This window comes from Streptomyces sp. NBC_00887 (genome assembly GCF_045207585.1).
In genome coordinates this window covers 2,438,646-2,456,975 of sequence record NZ_CP108788.1, presented here as the reverse complement: position 1 = coordinate 2,456,975, position 18,330 = coordinate 2,438,646, and the positions used below count along the sequence as shown (strand labels likewise).

19 protein-coding genes and 3 pseudogenes are annotated in these 18,330 nt (G+C 69.2%); 12 read left to right on the top strand and 10 right to left on the bottom strand.

Features of this window, described 5'->3' with window-relative positions; genetic code table 11:
- The first annotated feature begins 342 nt into the window (after positions 1 to 342).
- A complete protein-coding gene (locus tag OG844_RS11170; RefSeq protein ID WP_406389734.1) occupies positions 343 to 1,014 on the top strand; it encodes a HEAT repeat domain-containing protein in 672 nt (223 codons plus the stop codon).
- A 3-nt stretch (positions 1,015 to 1,017) separates the two neighbouring features.
- The gene (locus tag OG844_RS11165; RefSeq protein WP_406389733.1) at positions 1,018 to 2,022 is read left to right on the top strand and encodes a MerR family transcriptional regulator; all 1,005 of its coding nucleotides are present in this window, start codon (positions 1,018 to 1,020) and stop codon (positions 2,020 to 2,022) included.
- Positions 2,023 to 2,147: 125 nt separating this feature from the next.
- On the opposite strand, the gene OG844_RS11160 is transcribed toward OG844_RS11165, so the two are convergent.
- Both OG844_RS11160 and OG844_RS11155 read right to left on the bottom strand, forming a co-directional pair.
- Positions 2,148 to 2,819 (bottom strand): 2-phosphosulfolactate phosphatase, encoded by a 672-nt coding sequence (locus OG844_RS11160; protein ID WP_406396079.1) that lies wholly within the window; start codon positions 2,817 to 2,819, stop codon positions 2,148 to 2,150.
- A 274-nt stretch (positions 2,820 to 3,093) separates the two neighbouring features.
- Entirely contained in the window at positions 3,094 to 3,528 is a 435-nt protein-coding gene (locus OG844_RS11155) for a VOC family protein (protein WP_406389732.1), read from the bottom strand.
- A 140-nt stretch (positions 3,529 to 3,668) separates the two neighbouring features.
- Here OG844_RS11155 and OG844_RS11150 point away from each other — a divergent pair, with 140 nt between their 5' ends.
- Entirely contained in the window at positions 3,669 to 4,112 is a 444-nt protein-coding gene (locus OG844_RS11150) for a pentapeptide repeat-containing protein (protein ID WP_406389731.1), read from the top strand.
- Here the strand turns inward: OG844_RS11150 and OG844_RS11145 are convergent.
- Positions 4,097 to 4,218: pseudogene (locus OG844_RS11145) on the bottom strand (IS5/IS1182 family transposase); the annotation flags it as partial. The gene OG844_RS11150 and the pseudogene OG844_RS11145 overlap by 16 nt on opposite strands.
- Before the next feature lie 95 nt (positions 4,219 to 4,313).
- On the opposite strand from OG844_RS11145, the gene OG844_RS11140 reads away from it, so the two are divergent.
- A complete protein-coding gene (locus OG844_RS11140; protein ID WP_406389730.1) occupies positions 4,314 to 5,003 on the top strand; it encodes a DUF6882 domain-containing protein in 690 nt (229 codons plus the stop codon).
- Positions 5,004 to 5,010: 7 nt separating this feature from the next.
- Here the strand turns inward: OG844_RS11140 and OG844_RS11135 are convergent.
- Positions 5,011 to 5,200, bottom strand: a pseudogene (locus OG844_RS11135) (transposase); the annotation flags it as partial.
- Between the two features lie 95 nt (positions 5,201 to 5,295).
- Here OG844_RS11135 and OG844_RS11130 point away from each other — a divergent pair.
- A complete protein-coding gene (locus tag OG844_RS11130) occupies positions 5,296 to 6,075 on the top strand; it encodes a GPP34 family phosphoprotein (RefSeq protein ID WP_406389729.1) in 780 nt (259 codons plus the stop codon).
- A gap of 112 nt (positions 6,076 to 6,187) precedes the next feature.
- Positions 6,188 to 6,616 (top strand): VOC family protein, encoded by a 429-nt coding sequence (locus OG844_RS11125; protein ID WP_406389728.1) that lies wholly within the window; start codon positions 6,188 to 6,190, stop codon positions 6,614 to 6,616.
- 590 nt (positions 6,617 to 7,206) lie between these two features.
- On the opposite strand, the gene OG844_RS11120 is transcribed toward OG844_RS11125, so the two are convergent.
- The 4 genes from OG844_RS11120 to OG844_RS11105 form a co-directional block, all read right to left on the bottom strand.
- Positions 7,207 to 8,145 carry a sigma-70 family RNA polymerase sigma factor gene (locus tag OG844_RS11120; RefSeq protein WP_406389727.1) on the bottom strand — a complete coding sequence of 313 codons (939 nt, stop codon included), beginning with the start codon at positions 8,143 to 8,145 and terminating at the stop codon, positions 7,207 to 7,209.
- A 10-nt stretch (positions 8,146 to 8,155) separates the two neighbouring features.
- Positions 8,156 to 9,346 carry an NAD(P)/FAD-dependent oxidoreductase gene (locus tag OG844_RS11115; protein WP_406389726.1) on the bottom strand — a complete coding sequence of 397 codons (1,191 nt, stop codon included), beginning with the start codon at positions 9,344 to 9,346 and terminating at the stop codon, positions 8,156 to 8,158.
- A gap of 177 nt (positions 9,347 to 9,523) precedes the next feature.
- On the bottom strand, positions 9,524 to 10,210 hold the full coding sequence (locus OG844_RS11110; RefSeq protein ID WP_406389725.1) for an SMI1/KNR4 family protein: 687 nt from the start codon (positions 10,208 to 10,210) through the stop codon (positions 9,524 to 9,526).
- 174 nt (positions 10,211 to 10,384) lie between these two features.
- On the bottom strand, positions 10,385 to 10,801 hold the full coding sequence (locus tag OG844_RS11105; protein WP_406389724.1) for a hypothetical protein: 417 nt from the start codon (positions 10,799 to 10,801) through the stop codon (positions 10,385 to 10,387).
- 285 nt (positions 10,802 to 11,086) lie between these two features.
- On the opposite strand from OG844_RS11105, the gene OG844_RS11100 reads away from it, so the two are divergent.
- Both OG844_RS11100 and OG844_RS11095 read left to right on the top strand, forming a co-directional pair.
- On the top strand, positions 11,087 to 11,578 hold the full coding sequence (locus OG844_RS11100) for a DUF2975 domain-containing protein (protein WP_406389723.1): 492 nt from the start codon (positions 11,087 to 11,089) through the stop codon (positions 11,576 to 11,578).
- Entirely contained in the window at positions 11,578 to 11,847 is a 270-nt protein-coding gene (locus tag OG844_RS11095) for a helix-turn-helix domain-containing protein (RefSeq protein ID WP_406389722.1), read from the top strand. Before OG844_RS11100 ends, OG844_RS11095 begins: the two co-directional genes overlap by 1 nt.
- A gap of 170 nt (positions 11,848 to 12,017) precedes the next feature.
- On the opposite strand, the gene OG844_RS11090 is transcribed toward OG844_RS11095, so the two are convergent.
- Positions 12,018 to 12,755, bottom strand: a complete 738-nt coding sequence (locus tag OG844_RS11090) for a hypothetical protein (RefSeq protein WP_406389721.1) — start codon at positions 12,753 to 12,755, stop codon at positions 12,018 to 12,020.
- Positions 12,756 to 13,201: 446 nt separating this feature from the next.
- Here OG844_RS11090 and OG844_RS11085 point away from each other — a divergent pair, with 446 nt between their 5' ends.
- Entirely contained in the window at positions 13,202 to 15,262 is a 2,061-nt protein-coding gene (locus OG844_RS11085; protein ID WP_406389720.1) for a phosphocholine-specific phospholipase C, read from the top strand.
- A 98-nt stretch (positions 15,263 to 15,360) separates the two neighbouring features.
- On the opposite strand, the pseudogene OG844_RS11080 reads toward OG844_RS11085, so the two are convergent.
- Positions 15,361 to 16,096: pseudogene (locus tag OG844_RS11080) on the bottom strand (crotonase/enoyl-CoA hydratase family protein).
- A gap of 194 nt (positions 16,097 to 16,290) precedes the next feature.
- Between OG844_RS11080 and OG844_RS11075 the strand changes: the two are divergent.
- The 3 genes from OG844_RS11075 (at position 16,291) to OG844_RS11065 (ending at position 18,252) form a co-directional block, all read left to right on the top strand.
- Positions 16,291 to 16,827 carry a hypothetical protein gene (locus OG844_RS11075; RefSeq protein WP_406389719.1) on the top strand — a complete coding sequence of 179 codons (537 nt, stop codon included), beginning with the start codon at positions 16,291 to 16,293 and terminating at the stop codon, positions 16,825 to 16,827.
- A 541-nt stretch (positions 16,828 to 17,368) separates the two neighbouring features.
- Positions 17,369 to 17,590 carry a hypothetical protein gene (locus OG844_RS11070; protein ID WP_406389718.1) on the top strand — a complete coding sequence of 74 codons (222 nt, stop codon included), beginning with the start codon at positions 17,369 to 17,371 and terminating at the stop codon, positions 17,588 to 17,590.
- 62 nt (positions 17,591 to 17,652) lie between these two features.
- Positions 17,653 to 18,252, top strand: coding sequence for a pentapeptide repeat-containing protein (locus OG844_RS11065; protein ID WP_406389717.1), 600 nt, complete (start codon positions 17,653 to 17,655; stop codon positions 18,250 to 18,252).
- The last annotated feature ends 78 nt before the right edge of the window (positions 18,253 to 18,330 follow it).

The window sequence follows — 18,330 nt, the reverse complement described above, 5'->3', positions numbered from 1 at the left end:
CGATTCGATTGAACGGGGGCAGGGCGACGACGCGTTGAGGTGGTCGGCCATGACCACTTCACGCAGCCGATGCCACACCCGTAATCGGACGACTGCCCTGGTCGGAGCCCTGCTGATCTGCGTGAGGACCGCGAATGCGCCCGGTACCCGATCATCTTGACCGATGCCGTCCCCTGGCCGGCCCGAGTACCCAAAGCCCGCGTACACCAGCCCCGTGACCAGTACCGTCACGCGACCGGGGGCACACTCGGGAGGCTGCGGGTGACGGGTGCTCGCGCCCAGACCCGGTTTGACCTTGACACCGTGACAAGGTCTTCACTCCTTGCCAAGGAGGTGATCTCGATGACGATCACTCATCAGGACACGGATGCGGTACGAGCACTCCGGGGGCTGGCGGACGACCGTTCGTCCGTGCGACTGCGGGCTGCTCTGGCCGTCGGCACGACGCCCGACCCGCGCTTCGTCGCCAAGCTCATCGAGCGCTGCGCGATCGAGCCTGAGTTCTTCGTCCGCGACATGCTGACCTGGGCGCTCACCAGGCACCCCGTGTCCATGACGCTTCCCGAGCTGCTCCGCGAAGTCCGCTCGAAGCGGGGGCAGGCACGGAGCCAGGCGCTGCACACCCTGTCCAAGATCGGGGACCCGCAGGCATGGCCGGCCATCACGCGGACGCTTCTGTCCGACGCCGACGACGAGGTGGCGCGGAGCGCCTGGCGGGCAGCGGTCGTGCTCGTACCGGAAGGCGAGGAGTCCGCGTTGGCCACGGTGCTGGCGACGCAGCTCGGGCGCGGCGGGCGGGAGACGCAGCTGAGTCTCAGCCGGGCACTGGTCGCGTTGGGTGAAGCGACTGCGTCCGCTCTGCAAGCTGCGACGACGGCCCCCGACCCGCGCGCGCGTGCGCACGCACTCGCCACAGAACGGCTTCTGCGCGACCCGGACGCCGGATTCGAGTCCGCCATCGAGGAGGCGAAGCGCGTCGTGGCCCTGGGCGGGTCCGGCGAGGAGGGACGATAGGGCGTGTTGATCGGTGAGATGGCGCGACGGTCCGGGGTCAGTGCCCGCATGCTTCGGCATTACGAGTCGCTGGGTCTGGTGCGTCCTTCGGGTCGTACCGGTTCCGGCTATCGGGAGTATTCCGGGGAGGACATCCGGCGGATCTTCCACATCGAAAGCCTGCGGTCGCTGGGTCTGTCCCTGCGTGAGATCGGACGCGCGCTCGATGAGCCCGGCTTCACGCCCTCGGCGCTCGTCGGCGACCTCATCCGGCAGACAAGCGAACGCATCGCGGCGGAGACCGAACTGCTCACGCGGCTGCGCCGGATCGATGCCGCGGACCCCGCCGGCTGGGAAGACGTCCTCCATGTCGTTGTGCTCCTCCAGGCACTGGGATCGAAGAGTGCCGACGCGCGCCAGCGCGCTGCCCTTTCCTCGGCCGGCGAGGTTCCGGTGCCGGTGGAGGCTCTGGTCGATGCGGCACTGAGCGAGACGGACCCGAACGTCGCGGGGGCCCTGCGATGGGCGCTGGCGCGAGCGGGCGAGGGCGGCTCGGCACTGCTCGCGGAGGGCCTCCGCTCACCTGTGGCGGCGGTGCGCGCACGTGCCGTTCAGTCCCTCGCCGAGATGCCCGATGCCGAGGCCGCCGAGGGGCTCCGGGTTGCCCTGGCGAACCCCGACGTCGTGGTCCGAGGGTATGCGGCTCTGGCGCTCGGGACACGTGGCACGGCCGATGCGGTTCCCACGCTCATCGACATGATCGTGGAGGGAAGGAACGACACCGATGCAGCCGATGCACTGAGCGTGCTGGCGAGCGGCCCAGCGGCGGCGGATCAGATCGCGACCGGCCTCGTCGACCGCCTTGCCCACGACACCGCTGAAGCGCCTGCACGTGGACGGTTGACCCAGGCTCTGGCAGGCATCCCTGGTACGAGGGCGTCACGGGCACTCGAGGAGCTGTCGCACGACGCGGACCGTGCTGTTGCGGTGACTGCGGCGTACCTTCTGCAGCTACGCGACGCACGGTGACGGACCGGTCCGCCGGTCCCACCCGGCTCGGCCAAGCTCCGCCGCCACCTCACCGCGACGCCCGGCCCCGACCCTGAAAGCAGCCTCGGCAGCTATCGGACCGGGTCCTCGTCAGGCTGTGAGGACTACGGGTGTGGGCGCAGGACCATGAGCGAGGCTTCCGAAGTCGCCACCATGGCAAAGGGGAACCGGTCGAGCTCAAGACAGAGCGCAACATCATCGGGATGGACTCCCTGGCGCACACCCTCCGCCAGTTCGGCGGCGGCGCGCGACGAGGCAGCGCGGCGGAGGAACTCGGCAGCATCCGTCCCGGCCTCAGCGGCTCGTCGAGCGATGTACTGAGCACACGCCAGGTCTTCATCGGCTCGTCCGTCTTCGCCGGTGACCACGAACGTGACACTGCCGCTCCTGCGCGTCCGCAGGAGCCGAGCCGTTGCCTCCGCCACCACGAAGCCGGCGCACAGCACCAGCGACGCCTCCTTGACCGCAAGGGCACCGACCGTCCCTGCCGTGGTCTTGTGCACCACGGTCCGTCCGCCGAGGTCGATGGACCGCAGCATGCCCGGCGAGTTGACGGTGTCGAACCCGGGCGCGGGCGGACCGTCTTTGATCGCCACCCAATCCGGGTGGCGGGCCTTGAGGGCCAGCGCTTCGTCCAGCGACTCAGCAAGAACGATCTTTTCCGCACCCTGGGCAAAGGCCCAGGCAGCCACCGTGAAGGCACGCATGACGTCGACCACGACCGCCACGTCCGGGGTTTCGACCAGATCAGGGATACCGAGGAAACGAGTGTCCATGCCGGTCATGATCGTGCACGCCTGCCCCGAGGCGCCCGCAGTATGGTGCGCATCACCATGACAGCCTCGGTCAGCAAGGAGTCCCGCAACGACACGCAAGCGCAGGTCGAACTCGCCGCCGCGAGCTGCCCCTTACGAGATGCCTGAGCGCGTAGGCGTGTGAAGCGGTGAGTGCGCCCCGAGGGCCGGGTCAGGACCGTGGGCGCGCCGCGGGATGGCGACCCTCGGACGGCGGACTGCACGGGTCGACTCGGAAGGTGCACGTTCGCGGCACTCAGTCGAGACAGAACTCGTTGCCCTCGACGTCCTGCATGGCGAGGCACGACTCGTTGTCGTCATCGGCGGGCAGTAGTCGCACGCGCACCGCGCCGAGCGGGATCAGCCGTGCGCATTCGGCCTCAAGTGCGGCCAGACGCTCTTCACCCACGAGTCCGGTGCCGACCCGCACGTCGAGATGCAGCCGATTCTTGACGACTTTCCCTTCGGGAACGCGCTGGAAGTACAGCCGCGGGCCCACACCCGAGGGATCACTGCAGGCGAACCACGCATCCCGCTCCCCAGGCGGCTGCGAACTGTTGAAGTCGTCCCACGTGGCAAAGCCCTCCGGGGGCGGCGGTACGACGTACCCCAACACCTCACACCAGAAACGAGCGACGCGCTCAGGGTGTGCGCAGTCGAAGGTGATCTGAACCTGCTTGATCGACGCCATCGGTCCACCTTAGAGGCAGGTTCCTTCGTAGTCGCGACGGGACCGCCCGTTGGAGGCCGGGGTCCGGGTGATCGGCTCCCGGACTGTGAACTGCCGGAAATCCGGGCGACAGTCGCCGACCCGGCTGAAACGCTGACCCCATGACCACGCCGCCGACCGCGAGACAACGACTTGCAGCGCTGCACATGTACGCGGCCGTGAACGGTGAGGACTTCACCGGCCAGGACCTTGCTTCCGCTCGCACGTCCCGACTGCGGTTCAGCCGCTGCTCGTTCACCGGGGCAGATCTACGCCACGCCACCCTGGACGGGTGCTGGTTCACGTTCTGTGACTTCAGCGGCGCAGACCTGCGCGGGGCCTCGTTGCGTGCGGTCGGCCTCGCGGGATGCGACCTGCGCGGTGCGGACCTGCGCGACACCGATCTGACCGACGTCGAGTTCGGAAGCGTGAACACCGGCGTGCCTCCCTTCGGGCAGACCGACATGACCGGCGCCCGGTTCGAGGGAGCGTTCCTGCGCAACGTCCGAGCGGAGGGCGCCATCGGATGGCCACCCCGGCATGGAGGGAACGGGCGGAGTTCGTAGTCGCGGGCCAGGTGCCGGTGGTTCATCAGTCGCCCCGGACGCTGTGCCTGTCGATGCCGAGCGCGGCGGCGTGCTCGACGAGGTGCTGACCGTAGGCGCCGTCGAGTCAGGTCGTGCGGAAGGCGGGCTCCCGGAAGCAGGTAGCGGGGGAACGGAGCCCGGGCTACCTGTCGTTGGGGCCCGCCCTCTACGCTCGTGATCATGACGAACGTATTCAGCGACCAGTTCCTGCTCGAGGCGGAACGGCACTCCGTCTGGGGCGCCGCTCAGCTCGAGACGCTCATGGAGTTCCTGCCCGAGGCGCCGTGGAGCGCGGACCTGCCGACGTGTTCGTACCAGCAGGGGGAGGTGCAGATACGGGTCGGTGTCCTTGGGACGTACGACATGGAGGGGGGTTCCTGGCTGTGGGGCTGGGCGAATCCGGGGCTCGGCGGGAGTGAGGTCGTGGCGTTGTCCGCTGCCGTGGCACGGTACGGGCAGGCGCACGGGATTCCTGAGTTCACCGCTGATGAACTCGATCTCTCCGGGTTCGACGATCCTCGGCGGGCCGCCGAGATGCTGGCCTTCGCGGGGATGGGGGTAGCCAACGCTCCCGGGTACATCGGGCAGCCCGCCGGGCCCGGCACTCAGGTGTACTTCCTGCCCGACGACCCCAAGGTGCCGAGCGCCGAGCTCGATCCGGTCGCCCTCCCGCGCGTACTCATGGCCGGGGTCTCACTCATCGGGCGTTCGCCGCGACAGGCCGTCACGGGGTACTTCGAGCACCACGGAGTGCCGCAGCGCGTGGAAGGCGACCGGCTGATCGCCGATCTGCCGACCGGGAACGCCGCCGTCGTCTCCTTCGACCCGATGGGGCGGATCGGCAACATCCGTCTCACGGTCAGCGGTTGACCCGAATCTGGTCGACGAGGACGAGCACGGCAACGTGTTCGGCCTGCAGTTCGGCGAAGACCTCGCGGAGTTTGGGCTCGCTGCTGGGCAAGCACCGGTTGATGACCTTCGTCCCGGCCGGAGGTGAGTGCGGTGGCGTGATGGTCGCTCTTGCCGACGTCCAGGCCGAGGTAGACGTCGATCTCGCCGGTTTCGATCCCGTGCGTGTCCTCCGGTCGTACGAGTCCGGCGGAATTGGGGGCAGTCGCGGAAGCATCCCGTCCGCAGCGCCTCCGCGCCTACAGTGACCAGCATGACCATGGGGGACGAACTGCTTCTACTCGCGGTGGGGACGGGCCGACGGCATCCGCGCATCCGGTCCGAGAGTCGGCTCCGGATCGCCCTGAGTGCTGCGGAGCTGGCCGAACTGTGCCTGGCCGGCCGGATCGCCTTCGGCACCCGCCGGATCGAGATCATCGACCCCGGGCCCGTCGAGGACCGCCGCCTCAACAACGTCCTGCTCGGCCTCGGCCGGACCGTCCCGCCGCCCTCCCTCCACGACTGGCTGCGCCTGACGCCGCGGTCACTCATCAGCGAATACTTCTCCCGGCTGGAGGACCAGGAGGCGCTGAGGTCCCGCCGCCGACGCGACGCGGGCGGACGTACCACGCACGACATCCTCTCCGTCGACCTGCCCCGCCGCCGAGGCGTGTTGGACCGTCTCGACGCAGTGACTCGCTCGGGCCCCGGGACGCCGCCCGCCGAACCGTACGACCTCGCGCTGGCCGTCCTGGTCCGGGTGGCGGACATCGCCCCTGCCGTGTACCCCGGTGTACGGGGCGCCGCAGCCCGTCGTCGCCTGGCCGCCCGTACCGCTACCGGCAGCCCCCTCCTCGCCTCCACGCAGGCCGCTGCCCCGTACGGCGAAGGAGACGCCGGGACTCCGGTCACCCAGACCTTCCTGCCCGCCGGCCAGCTCGCGAACGAGCTCGTCACGCTCTACTCCGAGGTCACCACCGGCGACCAGGGGCTGGCCCACTACCTGGACTCGGGCGGCTGGTCCGACGGTGGCTCGACCAGTCACCACGACTGAGGCACGGGCTCTGAACGGGAATCACCACCAGTTCGTCGACTGTCTCCGCCACGTGGAACACGATCGACCGTCTGGGAATCAGGCGGCGCAGTCCGCTTGCTATCGTGCGTCGATGTCGGCGATCAAGAGTTTCCAAGTCACTTTTGACTGCGCACACCCTGAGCGTCTCGCTCGTTTCTGGTGTGAGGTGTTGGGGTACGTCGTACCGCCGCCCCCGGAGGGCTTTGCCACGTGGGACGACTTCAACAGTTCGCAGCCGCCTGGGGAGCGGGATGCGTGGTTCGCCTGCGGTGATCCCTCGGGTGTGGGCCCGCGGCTGTACTTCCAGCGCGTTCCCGAAGGGAAAGTCGTCAAGAATCGGCTGCATCTCGACGTGCGGGTCGGCACCGGACTCGTGGGTGAAGAGCGTCTGGCCGCACTTGAGGCCGAATGCGCACGGCTGATCCCGCTCGGCGCGGTACACGTGCAAACGCTGTACGACGGCCACGATGCGTGCATCCCGATGCAGGACGTCGAGGGCAACGAGTTCTGTATCGACTGACCACTCTCCACGGGGCGGAGAGGTGGGAAGCCGGCCGACTCCGCGGCGGTACCGGATGAGCAGGCCGGTGGGCCGCTACTGAAACGTGTTTCGACAGTGGAACCCGCGACGGTCGATAGCCTGGTGGGAGACTAGAGTCGGCTGCATGGCAACACCAGCGCTTCGCGCAGTTGAGGCGGACGGGACGACCTGGGACGACCCGTCCGAGGAGCAGCTGCACGACCTGCTTGCTGACATGAGCCTCACGTGGCGATTCGTCGTCGTGTGGCGGCTCGATGCAGGTCTATCTCAACGACGACCTCAGCTATCAGGTGGAATACCGCGAGGGAGGGCCGGACAGGCACTTCCAGACATGGGTCCCCCGCGGGCGCGGGGTCTTCACCGTGGAACCTGTGGCTGCGGTGCTCCAGGGCTGGGCCTCCGAGCGGCCCGGTTGGCGTGATGCCTTTTCCTGGGTCCCGTGGTCACCCGCAGAGCCGTGCGCCCGTCACCACCCCCTCACAGCCACTCCTTGATGGCTGCAACCAGGAAAGTCGCTTCGTAGCGGCGTCATCGCTCCGGCGCGGGTCACTGGGTTCCGGTGGCTCCGGTCACCATGCGTTGATGACCGGCGCGTCGGGTTCGTGCTGCCGCCAGGCCTCGTTGAGGCGCCCGAGCCGGTCGGCGGCGGCGATGCCCCGCAAGGACGCGACCTTGCTGTCCCTGACTTCGAACGCCACGGCGCCCACGACCCGGTCGCCGAGCACGGCCAGGATGGCCGGGGAGCCGTTGACCAGAGCGATGTGGATCGAGGGCGAGCCGCCGGCCAGCCGCCGCTTCGCCGGCGTGGGCTTGAAGCCGGCCCGCACGTAGGAGGCGACCCGCTCGGGCGTCCTGTACTCCAACAGCCGCTTGCTCAGTCCGGCGCCGTCCGAGACCGCTGTGACGTCGTCCGTGAGCAGCGCGACCAGGCGTTCGGTGCGCCCCGACGTGGCAGCCGCGAGGAATTCCTCGACGACCCGTCGCGCGGACGCGGGGTCGGCCTCGCCGCCGCGGGGGCGCTCTGCGGCGACCCGGATCCGGGCCCGGTGGACATGCTGCTGGCTCGCGGACTTGCTGATGTCCAGGATTCCGGCGATTTCGGCGTGGCTGTACGAGAAGGCCTCACGCAGGACGTAGACGGCCCGCTCTACCGGTGAGAGGCGCTCCAAGAGGGTGAGTACGGCCAAGGAGACCGATTCTCGCTGCTCGAAGGTGTCGGCAGGGCCGAGCATCGGGTCTCCCTCGAGGAGCGGCTCAGGCAGCCAGGCACCGGCCACTCGTTCGTGGCGCGCCTGAGCCGATCTGAGCCGGTCGAGGCAGAGATTGGTGACGACCTTGGTCAGCCACGCCTCGGGCACCTCGACCCGTTCGTGGTCTGCGGCCTGCCAGCGCAGGAACGCGTCCTGCACGGCGTCCTCGGCGTCGGCGGCGGAGCCGAGCAGACGGTACGCGAGCGAGGCCAGCCGGCCCCGGCTGGCCTCGAACGTCTCGATGGCTGCGCTGTCCATGCGGAACAGCCTATGCGGCGGTCCTCACGCCGGCCCGGTCAGGCGCGTCGGCCAGGCGGCGCTTGCGCTTCGGCATGCCGAAGGTCGGGTGGGCGATCCCCCACCCCGCGCCCTTGAGCACGCCCGACTTGAGCCGCGCGGCGGTCCGGCCGCCCAGGTACCAGGACTTCGACCGGGCGTCGCCGTCCACCATCTGGAAGATCGCGTCCCGGCGCCCGAGGCTGATGTGGTTGCCGTAGTACTTCATCCCGGTGGTCGGGATCTTGGTGCCTGTCAGACGCGCGATGATCGCGGCGGTCGCCTGCATGTTGGTGAAACCGGCCGAGGCGCAGGACATCGGCAGCGGCCGGCCGTTCTCGCCGATCGCGTAGGCGCAGTCACCGGCGGCGTATACGTCCGGATGCGAGACCGAGCGCATGGTGCGGTCGACGACGATCTGGCCGGTCTCGGCGACCTCGAGGCCGCCGGCTGCCGCGATGGGGTGCACGGAGAACCCGGCCGACCACACGGTCACGTCGGCCGGGATGGACGTACCGCCGGCGGCGATCGCCCGTGTCGGCTCGACGGCTTCGATGCTGGTGTGCTCGTGGACGGTGATGCGGAGCCGGTCGAAGGCCTGCCTCAGGTGACGGCGGGCCTTGGGGGAGAGCCAGGCGCCCAGCTCGCCCCGGGCGGCGAGCGCGACGGAGAGGTCGGGCCGGGACTCGGCGAACTCGGTGGCGGTCTCGATGCCGGTCAGCCCTTCACCGACGACCAGGACGGTGCCGCCCTCGCCCAGGCCGGCCAAGCGGTCGCGCAGACGCAACGCCGAGGACCGGCCGGTCACATCGAAGGTGTGCTCGGCCACGCCGGGGACGCCGTGGTGGGCCACGGAGCTGCCGAGTGCGTAGAGAAGTGTGTCGTAGGCCAGCTCGCCATCGCCTTCCTCGCCGGTCACGGCGACGGTCCTGCGCTCGGGGTCGACGCCGGTGACGCGCGCCAGGCGAAGCCGTACCCCGGTGCCCGCGAATACGTCGGCGAGCTTGCTGAACGCGAGGTCCTGGCCGATCGCGAGCTGGTGGAGCCGCATCCGCTCGACGAAGTCGGGCACAGCGTTGACGACGGTGATCTCGGTGTCGGTGGGGGAGAGCCGACGGACCAGGTTCCCGGCGGCGAAGGCCCCGGCGTACCCGGCGCCGAGTACGACGATGCGGTGCTTCATGACGTTGCTCCTGTCTCGTTCGCGTGCCCTCTGAACGAGAGGGCGCCCGGATTGCTGACAGGAGTCGAATGTGACGTGGGTCACTTGATCGAAGTGGGCGGCCGGGCTCCGGCAGATGCCCCGGAGCCGCATGTACCGCTTACGAGGAGCGCTTGCCCCGTGCTCCCCGCAACGGCGTCAGGTGCTCGAGGGGGACGTCAGTACCGCATGCTCGGCCCGTTCCAACCACGTCATGTACCAGCGGGCGAAGGTCACCGGTTTCCTGTCGTCGTCGAGGAGTGGCATGAGGTCGAGGTCGTCCGCTCGGCGGTCGGACCAGATCGTTCCTCGGTGGCGGCCACTGATGATCAGCCACTCCCTCTGGGCGCAGCCCAGATGGGAGATCAGGGTGGCGCCGGCGGTTCGCTCGGGCGCGAACATGAGGGCGGCCCACTGCTCATCCCATGCTTCGATGGCGTCGTCGAAGTCCTCGATCTCATCGAACTCCTCTTCCTCGGGGCGCTGGGCCAGGAGTTCCTCGAGCGCCTCGGGGTCCGGACCCTGGTCAGGGAACGGCTCGGCGATCGTGGAGAGGTCGGCCAGGTCGGCGCCGTCGCCCTCCCAGCGCCACCGGCCCTGCACGCGCCGCACGTGGAAGAGGCCGTAGGCGGGACCAGCGCCGCCCGCAGCGACCTGGAGGAGGAAGGTCCGGTACTCCTCCGGCAGCCTCACACCTATCTGCTCTTCGAGCTCGGCGACACCGCTTTCGGTGAGCGGCTCGTCCAGGGCCCACCGGTGACCGAGCGACCCGAACACCTTACTGTTCGCCGCCTGAGTGCCCAGCGCGCCGACTCGTTCGCGGATCCCTGCCCACTGATCAACCATGCGGAGACCGTATCCGTCACCACTGACACCAGCGGGTGCCGGCCCGGCCGGTTGCTGCGAGGTCGCCTATCACTCCTGCCGGTACTCGTAACCGGTGAGTAGCTACGCTCTCGCCGGCCGACACGGCGAAGCCCGGCCGCATGCGATCGTGGCCGGGCCGGCGTCCGTGACTGGTCAGGATTCCGGGCAGAGGGTCTTGCGCAGGCCGAAGTTGATGTGACTTCCGTCGTCATCGCTCAGCGTGATGCCGCCGTAGGAGAACCGCTGTGCGGCAGTGTGGTCCGGATTCGTCGCGCCTCCATCGAGGGCCGCGCACTGGTTGCGGGCCGCGTCGATGGCCTTGTCCTCGTCATGGATGAGGTTGCCGTTGACGTCATGGATGGCCTCGAGGACGGCGGATCGTTCGGCACCGGTGGGCTCGGGTGGTATGCCGATGCTCTTGGCGGTGCCGCTGTTGTCTGCGGCACTCGACGCCTCGGGTGCCGTGCTCTCGACGGAGCCGGCCTTGTTGTCGCCGCCCTTGTCGCTGCTGCACCCAACGATGGTGACGGCGAGTACGGCGGCGACGGCCGCGGTGGTGCGGATACGCATGATCCCCCCTGGTGTGACACGAGTGGAGACATGGTGTGGCAGGCGGGGTGCGGGGTACCGCAGCGGTAACAGGGTCGTGACCCGCTACGGACGCGTCTGCAGCGATCCGTTCCTCGTTTGCCGTCACGTGCCAGCGAGTGCATTGCCGATGTCGATGCCGACGCCGATGCAGATCGGCCGCCCCCGCGCCGCCGCACGCGCCTTTCGCTGCACCGACTCGCATGCCTTGTGTGATCTATCGAAACTCGATAGATTGCCATCGAAATTCGATGGGAGGAGTGGGTCATGGGAAAGCTGACAGTGGGTGCGCTGCGCGCCGTGCTCGTGGTGGTGCTCGTCGGTACCGTGTGCGTACAGGCATTGATGGTGTGGGTGTTGGTCAGTGGGAGTGACCCGGAGGACGGGTCGCTCCCACTGACCCCGCTGCGCGTGATCACGGTCCTGGGTATGGTGTCGGCCCAGGTTGCCCTGGTCTGCGTGTGGCGCCTGGTGGCGATGGTGGGACGCGGAACCGTGTTCTCCCACACCGCCTTTCGGTACGTGGACGGCGTGATCGGCGCGATTGTGGCGGCCTCCCTCCTCTGGTTCGCGGTCACGGCCATCAATGCGCCGGGTCAGCGGGAGGACCCGGGCGTCACCGTCATCATGGGCGGGGTGGGTCTGGCCATCCTGGGGGTCGCGCTTCTCGTGCTCGTGCTGCGGATGCTGCTCGCCCAGGCCGTCGCGCGCGATGTCGAAGCGGCGCGGATGCAGGCCGAGTTGGACGAGGTGATCTGATGCCGATCGTCGTCGACATCGATGTGATGCTGGCCAGGCGGAAGATGTCCGTGGGCGAGCTCGCGGACCGGGTAGGGATCACTCCTGCCAACCTGGCGGTCCTCAAGAACGGCCGCGCCAAGGCGGTGCGCTTCGCAACGCTCGCCGCGCTCTGCGAGGTGCTCAAGTGCCAGCCGGGCGACCTGCTGCGGTGGGAGGCCGAGGCCGCCGCGGACGGCGACGACGTGCCCCAGGGCGGGCGTGAATCGCTTGGCGCCACCGGCCCGTGACAGGGCACGTGGATCGCGGACGAGGATCGTCAGTCATCCGCAGCACTCCGTTCCGGGAGCTCGGCTCTCGGGTGCAGTTCTCCTTCCCGACCGGGACGGCTCCAAAAACCCGGTTCTGTGCAGCTAGAACGTCCCCGACGGATCGCGCAGAACCGGTTCTGCCCGGTGATCTACGCAGGTATGAACACGGTCACCCATTCCGCTTCACGCGGCCGGTACCCGTAACGGCCTCTCAGTCCTGAAACGATTGCCGGGACGTGGCCGGCTCCGTAGACGATCGCCACCCGGATCGGCTCGTCGCCGCGCTCCGCGTGTATTTCGCCGAGCGCGGCGAGCAACCGCTGGTCGCGCCGATCCGTGATCGCGTGCATCACAGGGTCGTCGGCCATCAGCTCGGCCCGCAACGTCGACGGCAGATCCTCGACCACCAGGTCTTCATCGAGGAAGGCGCGCGGACCGCGCAGTGCGAACACCAGGCCCATCACCGGAGCCGAGACCATGAGCAGCCAGTACGTCACCCGCGGCAGTGTCTTGAGGTCCGCGCTCGCCTCCTCCGCGGTCACATCCGGGTTGATGACCTCCGCGCCCTCGGGCAGGAGCAGCTCTGCGCGCTGCTCCTGCAGGCCGTTGCGCCGCCGACGAGGGGCGAACCGGTAAGCAAGCGTGAGGGCACTCACTCCGACCGAGTCACCCCGGATTCCCTCCATGACTATGAGGTCGCATTCCCTGAGCCTGCGCCGGACCTGGGCGTAGAACGCCGGCGAAGCCACATGCAGCATCGGGAAGATGACGAATTCGAGTGGCGAACCTTTCCGCCGCATGGTGATCACGGCAGATCGGACGGCGTACCCGGTCACCTCGATGATCTGCACGATCCCCCCGCGAACCCGGCCCGGTTGCTCGTCCACCCGTACCAGGACACGAGCCCGCCCGGGGCCGTGGTTCCCTTTCGGCGCACGTTGCCGCCGGACTGCAGAAGCATCCCGAGCACACCACCCGATCGAACGCGCCATCATGTGCCTCACCAACGGCGCGGCCTGGCCACCGGCTACCTGAAGACCGCCACGGTTGAGGACCCATGGGCCCTCCGGTTTCCCCGCGGTGCGCAACGGGTTGAGCACGGGTGGCGGAGACCGAACCCTGCGCAAAGAGACTGCAACTGGGCCCTGTTGTGCCCAGCGGGGTTACCCGTACCCTCCCACCAGCCGCCGGCGTGGGCAGGTCCGTGCAGCAAAGGGGGTTTTCGTTCCCCAGGTGTACGCCGTGGTGTCACGAACCCACCCCCGGCCGGTACCCCGGGACCGCTGTCCTTGGGGCGCCCCTGATACCCCCCATCACCCAGAGGTCGTCACCCATGGCAGAGCTTGACCGTCGCAGGTTCCTGCAGATCGCCGGAGGCACCGCCGCCTTCGCCATGCTGAACGAGAGCATCGCGAGGGCCGCCGCCATTCCGGCGCAGGGCAGCACAGGAACGATCCAGGACATCGAGCACGTCGTCGTCCTGATGCAGGAGAACCGTTCCTTCGACCACTACTTCGGGGCGATGAAGGGAGTGCGAGGCTTCGGGGACCCCCGGCCCGTACTCCAGGACAACGGCAAGTCCGTCTTCCACCAGTCCAACGGAACGAAGGACATCCTCCCCTTCAACCCGCAGGTCGCCGACCTCGGGATGCAGTTCCTGGAAGGGCTGGACCACGACTGGGCCGGCGGTCACCAGGCCTACAACAACGGCAAGTACGACAAGTGGGTACCGGCGAAGACGGCCACGACCATGTCGCACATGACACGGAACGACATCCCGTTCCACTACGCCCTCGCGGACGCCTTCACCGTGTGCGACGCCTACCACTGCTCCTTCATCGGAGCCACCGACCCCAACCGCTACTACCTCTGGTCGGGCCACACCGGCAACGACGGCACGGGCGGTGGCCCGGTCCTCGGCAACCAGGAGGCCGGCTACGGCTGGAAGACCTACCCCGAGCGGCTGGAGTCGGCCGGCGTCTCCTGGAAGGTCTACCAGGACATCGGCGACGGACTGAACGCCGCCGGGTCCTGGGGCTGGATCAACGACGCCTTCCGCGGCAACTACGGCGACAACTCCCTGCTGTACTTCAACAACTACCGCAACGCACAGCCCGGCAGCGCCCTGTACGAGAAGGCCCGCACCGGCACGAACGCCAAGGCAGGTGAAGGGTACTTCGACCGGCTGCGCGCCGACGTGGTCAACGGGACCCTCCCGAAGGTCTCCTGGATCGCGGCCCCCGAGGCATTCAGCGAGCACTCGAACTGGCCGCCGAACTTCGGTGCCTGGTACATCTCGCAGGTCCTGGACGCGCTGACGGCGAACCCCGAAGTCTGGGCGAAGACCGCCCTGTTCATCACCTACGACGAGAACGACGGCTTCTTCGACCACGTGGTCCCGCCGTACCCGCCGGCCTCCTCCGCCTGGGGCCTGTCCACGGCGGACGTGTCGAAGGACCTGTACAAGGGCGGCGGGGGATACGCGGCGGGTGTCTACGGGCTCGGCCCGCGCGTGCCGATGATCGTCGTCTCACCGTGGAGCAAGGGCGGCTACGTCTGCTCCGAGACCTTCGACCACACCTCGGTGATCCGCTTCATGGAGAAGCGCTTCGGGGTGCAGGAGCCCCACATCTCCCCCTGGCGCCGCGCCGTGTGCGGGGACCTGACGTCGGCCTTCGACTTCACCCGCGCCGACGCGGCCCCCGCCGCGCTGCCCTCCACGGCCGGGTACGTGCCGCCGGACAAGAACCGCCACCCGTCCTACCACCCGACGCCGCCGGCCACGGGCACCCTCCCGAAGCAGGAGGCCGGCTCCAAGCCGACCCGCGCCCTCGGCTACAGCCCGTACGTGGACGGCCGGGCCACCGTCTCCACCGGCAAGTTCACCCTGACCTTCGCCGGTGGTCCCGCCCTGGGCGCCCATTTCCACAGCACCTCGGGCAACCGTACGGACGGGCCCTGGCCCTACACCGTCGAAGCGGGCAAAACCCTCTCGGACACCTGGAGCACCAGCAGCTCCACCGGCAACCAGATCAATCTGACGGTCTGGGGCCCGAACGGTTTCGTGCGCACCTGGAAGGGCCCGGCGAAGAAGGCCGGTCCCGAGGTCACCGCCCGTCACGTCGCGGCCAACGGCAACCTGACGCTCAGCATGGCCAACTCCGCCTCGGCCGCGGTCAACCTGACGGTGACCAACGCGTACGGCGGCGCGGCCCAGACCTTCAAGGTCAACCCCGGCGCAACCGTCTCCCACACGGTGGACCTGCGTGCCACCGCCCGCTGGTACGACGTCAAGGTCGTCTCCGACGCAGACCCCACCTTCCTGCGCCGTTTCGCCGGTCACGTGGAAACCGGCGCCCCGGGTGTCTCCGACCCGGCGATCAGGACGGCCTGAGCGGCACTCGGTGAGCGCGTGCCCGTTCCGGGACCTGCGGGTCGCGCTCACCCCGTCTCGTCGTCGACCGCACCGCCCCGCCCAAGCCTCGTAACGCATCAGTGCTCGCCGAAGGACCCGTGTCGTCCCGCCCCGGCAGAGAACGGCGCCGCTCCGTCCATGCTGTCGCCCAGCACGTCCGTCCCGTGGCGGAGTCCGACCTGCATCGCGGTTTGCTCGTTGAGGCCTTCCTGGTCGAGTACGGAGCTTCGGTCGGCCCGGAGGCAGGCTGGCGGAAGCCGACGATGGAGGCGGCCAGAGTTTTGGCCTCCGCGCGTGGCCTCCGCGCGTGCCCGGCCCGGTGGAACGACACGGTTCGCGAGTCCCATCTCGTACGCCTCGGAGGCTGTGACCGGGCGCCGGTCAGGATCATGTCCATCGCACGGCTGGTGCCGACGAGGTGGGGGAGACGTACGGTGCCGCCATCGATGAGCGGTACGCCCCAGCGACGGCAGAAGACGCCGAAGACCGCGTCCTCCTCGGCGACCCGTAGATCGCACCAGAAGGGCGGCTCCAGACCGCCGGCGACGGCGTGGCCTGCAACCGCCGCGATGACTGGCTTGGACAGCCGCATCCGCGTCGGACCCATCGGCCCGTCGCCGTCCTCGGTGACGTGGTTGCCGCGTTCCGTGGCGAGCGCCTTGAGGTCCGCGCCCGCGCAGAACGTGCCGCCCTCGCCCCACAGGACCGGCACCCGGGCCGTCTCGTCCTCCTCGAACCCCGGGATGTGTCGGCGAGTTCGGTCGCCGACGGACCTCCACGGCGTTGCGGACCTCGGGGCCGGGAGAGGGCGATGGCGGTGAAGGCGAGGCCAGCAGGTTACTCACGAGTCACACCAAGGGGTCCGACCACCTGGCTTACCGCCTGAGGTGGGTGCGCGCATCGGCGCCCGTCACCCCATCGCACCGAACCTCTCACCGCGCCGCCTGCCCGGATCTACCATTCGGTCAGGACGGCGACGTTCTGCCCACACCCTCGGGGAGCCACTGATGACCACACCGGCCACCGACCACACACCGGACTATCCGCCGCGGACCCCGCCTCCGCCGAAGCGGCCGGTCTCCCCGCCCCGCCCGGAGACTGCGGGCGAGAATGAGGACGCGGCACGGCGGATGCCGGTGCGGTCCGGGCGGCGCGGGGTGGGGATGGTGAACCGGCGGGGTGCGAACTGGGTGCTGGAGTCGGCACCGTGGGCTGCGGGGAAGGCCCGCAGCGCGATTGTCGGCCAGTTGCAGAAGTGGGGCTACCGGCCGGCGGCGGGCACGGTGACGGCCGTGGAGGCGGTCGTGACACTCCTCGTCGACGCGGCCACCACCGACCCCGGAACCCGCATCACCGTCCACCTGTCCGACCAGGAGGGGCAGGCGTGCATCCTCACCCTCTCCCACAGCACCTCCCTGACATCGGGGCACGAGGACGGGGGGGACGACGTTCTGCACCGGATCACCGCCCACCCCTCGGTCTCGGGATGCGGGACGGACACCGGGCCCGACGGTCGCCGCACCTGGGCCGTCCTCGGGCTCTGACCTGGTGGCTCAGGGTCTTGTCGGCCCAGCTGGTGGACTCGTCGCTTCAAGGTGCCGTTTTCGGCGGAGGTGGCCCGGCACCGTTCCCCATGTGCGTGACCGTCGGCATGCCAGAAAACGAGCTCACCATCGACGCGGACGTGCCGTCCGGGGCGCGCTCGGTGGAGCTGATCCGGACCTGTGACGGGGCAGGCAGCTGACGGTCTTGACCAGGGCGTCGCGCCGGTCGGGGAAGGCGGTCCGCAGAGCCTGGCGGATCTGCTCGGGACTCCACCGCCTCGACAAGCAGCACATCGCCCCCGACCATCTCGTCGGCCCGGCGGGACTTGAGGGTGCCGTCGTGCTCGGGGCACACGCCCCACGACACGGTGCAACGGCTCGGGTCGGCGGCGGTGCTCTGCAGGGCCTTGCGTGAAGCGCGGCGGTGGCGCTGCGGTAGTCACCTCGGGGATTCTTCCGCACATGCCAGCCCGCCGGGGAACGATCCCGGCGCCCTGAAGCAGTGGGCCACCGGCGGGACGGAGTAACCTCGAGCAGCGCCGTGCAGACATGCACGCACTTCTACAGCTTCGCCATATCGGAAGCTCCGGCCGTCTTTTGCCCGTACAACGTCTTCCTGACAGCCGCATCGCCCCGCCGCTCCGGCGCCGCCGCCCGTCTGCAACGGGTCGTCCGCCGCCGCACCCGTACCGCGCCCCGCCGCGCTGCCGCTCCGATCGGCTCCCGCCGCCAGGCCGGCGCCGCCGCATCCCCGCTTCCGTAGGTCCCGCTGCCCGGCAGTCGGCTGTCATCGCACCAGCGGACCGGTGGACGCGCAAGCAGGTCGTGGGCACCCTCGCCGTAATCGTCTTCACCTGGCTGTCGCTCCAGCAGGTCGATGACGAGCACGCTCTCACTCGGGAGGGGCAGGTCACCGACCGCTACAACGCCGCCGTCGGCACCACAGGCGACGATTCCCTGGACGTACGTCTGGGCGGCATCTGCGCCCTGCAGTGCATCATGGAGGACTCCCCTCGCGACCAGCCCTCCATCGTCGACGTCCTGTCCACCTACATCCGTAACCACGCCAACAAGCCGAAGCAAGGCACGGCCGCCTCCAACACCAGGCTGGCCGGCGACGTCCACGCGGCTCTCACAGCACTCGGCAGCCGGGACCGCGACGGCACCGCCCGCATCGACCTGGGCGGTGCGCACCTGCGCGGCGCCGACCTGTCCGACGCGTACCTGTCACGCGCGCACCTGACCGGCTCGAACCTGGACGGTGCGAGCTTGACCAACGCGGTCCTGTTCGACGCGGAGTTGACCGATGCATACCTGTCACAAGCGGTCCTGTCCGTCGCGTACCTGACCGGGGCGAACCTGTCGGGCGTGAACCTGACCGGCTCGGACCTGACCGGCTCGGACCTGACCGGCTCGAATCGGTAGCACCTGCCTCTTCGAGCGTGACGACGACGTCCGGATCAAGGCCCTGGTGGGCCCGCCAGACCCGCGGAGCAGCAGCCG

Excerpts from the sequence above, each read along its gene's own strand:
- OG844_RS11140 (WP_406389730.1), top strand. The coding sequence starts at position 4,314 with ATGACGAACGTATTCAGCGACCAGTTCCTGCTCGAGGCGGAACGGCAC.
- OG844_RS11095 (WP_406389722.1), top strand. The coding sequence starts at position 11,578 with ATGCCGATCGTCGTCGACATCGATGTGATGCTGGCCAGGCGGAAGATG.
- OG844_RS11150 (WP_406389731.1), top strand. The coding sequence starts at position 3,669 with ATGACCACGCCGCCGACCGCGAGACAACGACTTGCAGCGCTGCACATG.
- OG844_RS11075 (WP_406389719.1), top strand. The coding sequence starts at position 16,291 with ATGACCACACCGGCCACCGACCACACACCGGACTATCCGCCGCGGACC.
- OG844_RS11120 (WP_406389727.1), bottom strand. The coding sequence starts at position 8,145 with ATGGACAGCGCAGCCATCGAGACGTTCGAGGCCAGCCGGGGCCGGCTG.
- OG844_RS11085 (WP_406389720.1), top strand. The coding sequence starts at position 13,202 with ATGGCAGAGCTTGACCGTCGCAGGTTCCTGCAGATCGCCGGAGGCACC.
- OG844_RS11160 (WP_406396079.1), bottom strand. The coding sequence starts at position 2,819 with ATGGACACTCGTTTCCTCGGTATCCCTGATCTGGTCGAAACCCCGGAC.
- OG844_RS11115 (WP_406389726.1), bottom strand. The coding sequence starts at position 9,346 with ATGAAGCACCGCATCGTCGTACTCGGCGCCGGGTACGCCGGGGCCTTC.
- OG844_RS11110 (WP_406389725.1), bottom strand. The coding sequence starts at position 10,210 with ATGGTTGATCAGTGGGCAGGGATCCGCGAACGAGTCGGCGCGCTGGGC.
- OG844_RS11130 (WP_406389729.1), top strand. The coding sequence starts at position 5,296 with ATGACCATGGGGGACGAACTGCTTCTACTCGCGGTGGGGACGGGCCGA.
- OG844_RS11155 (WP_406389732.1), bottom strand. The coding sequence starts at position 3,528 with ATGGCGTCGATCAAGCAGGTTCAGATCACCTTCGACTGCGCACACCCT.
- OG844_RS11170 (WP_406389734.1), top strand. The coding sequence starts at position 343 with ATGACGATCACTCATCAGGACACGGATGCGGTACGAGCACTCCGGGGG.
- OG844_RS11100 (WP_406389723.1), top strand. The coding sequence starts at position 11,087 with ATGGGAAAGCTGACAGTGGGTGCGCTGCGCGCCGTGCTCGTGGTGGTG.
- OG844_RS11105 (WP_406389724.1), bottom strand. The coding sequence starts at position 10,801 with ATGCGTATCCGCACCACCGCGGCCGTCGCCGCCGTACTCGCCGTCACC.
- OG844_RS11125 (WP_406389728.1), top strand. The coding sequence starts at position 6,188 with ATGTCGGCGATCAAGAGTTTCCAAGTCACTTTTGACTGCGCACACCCT.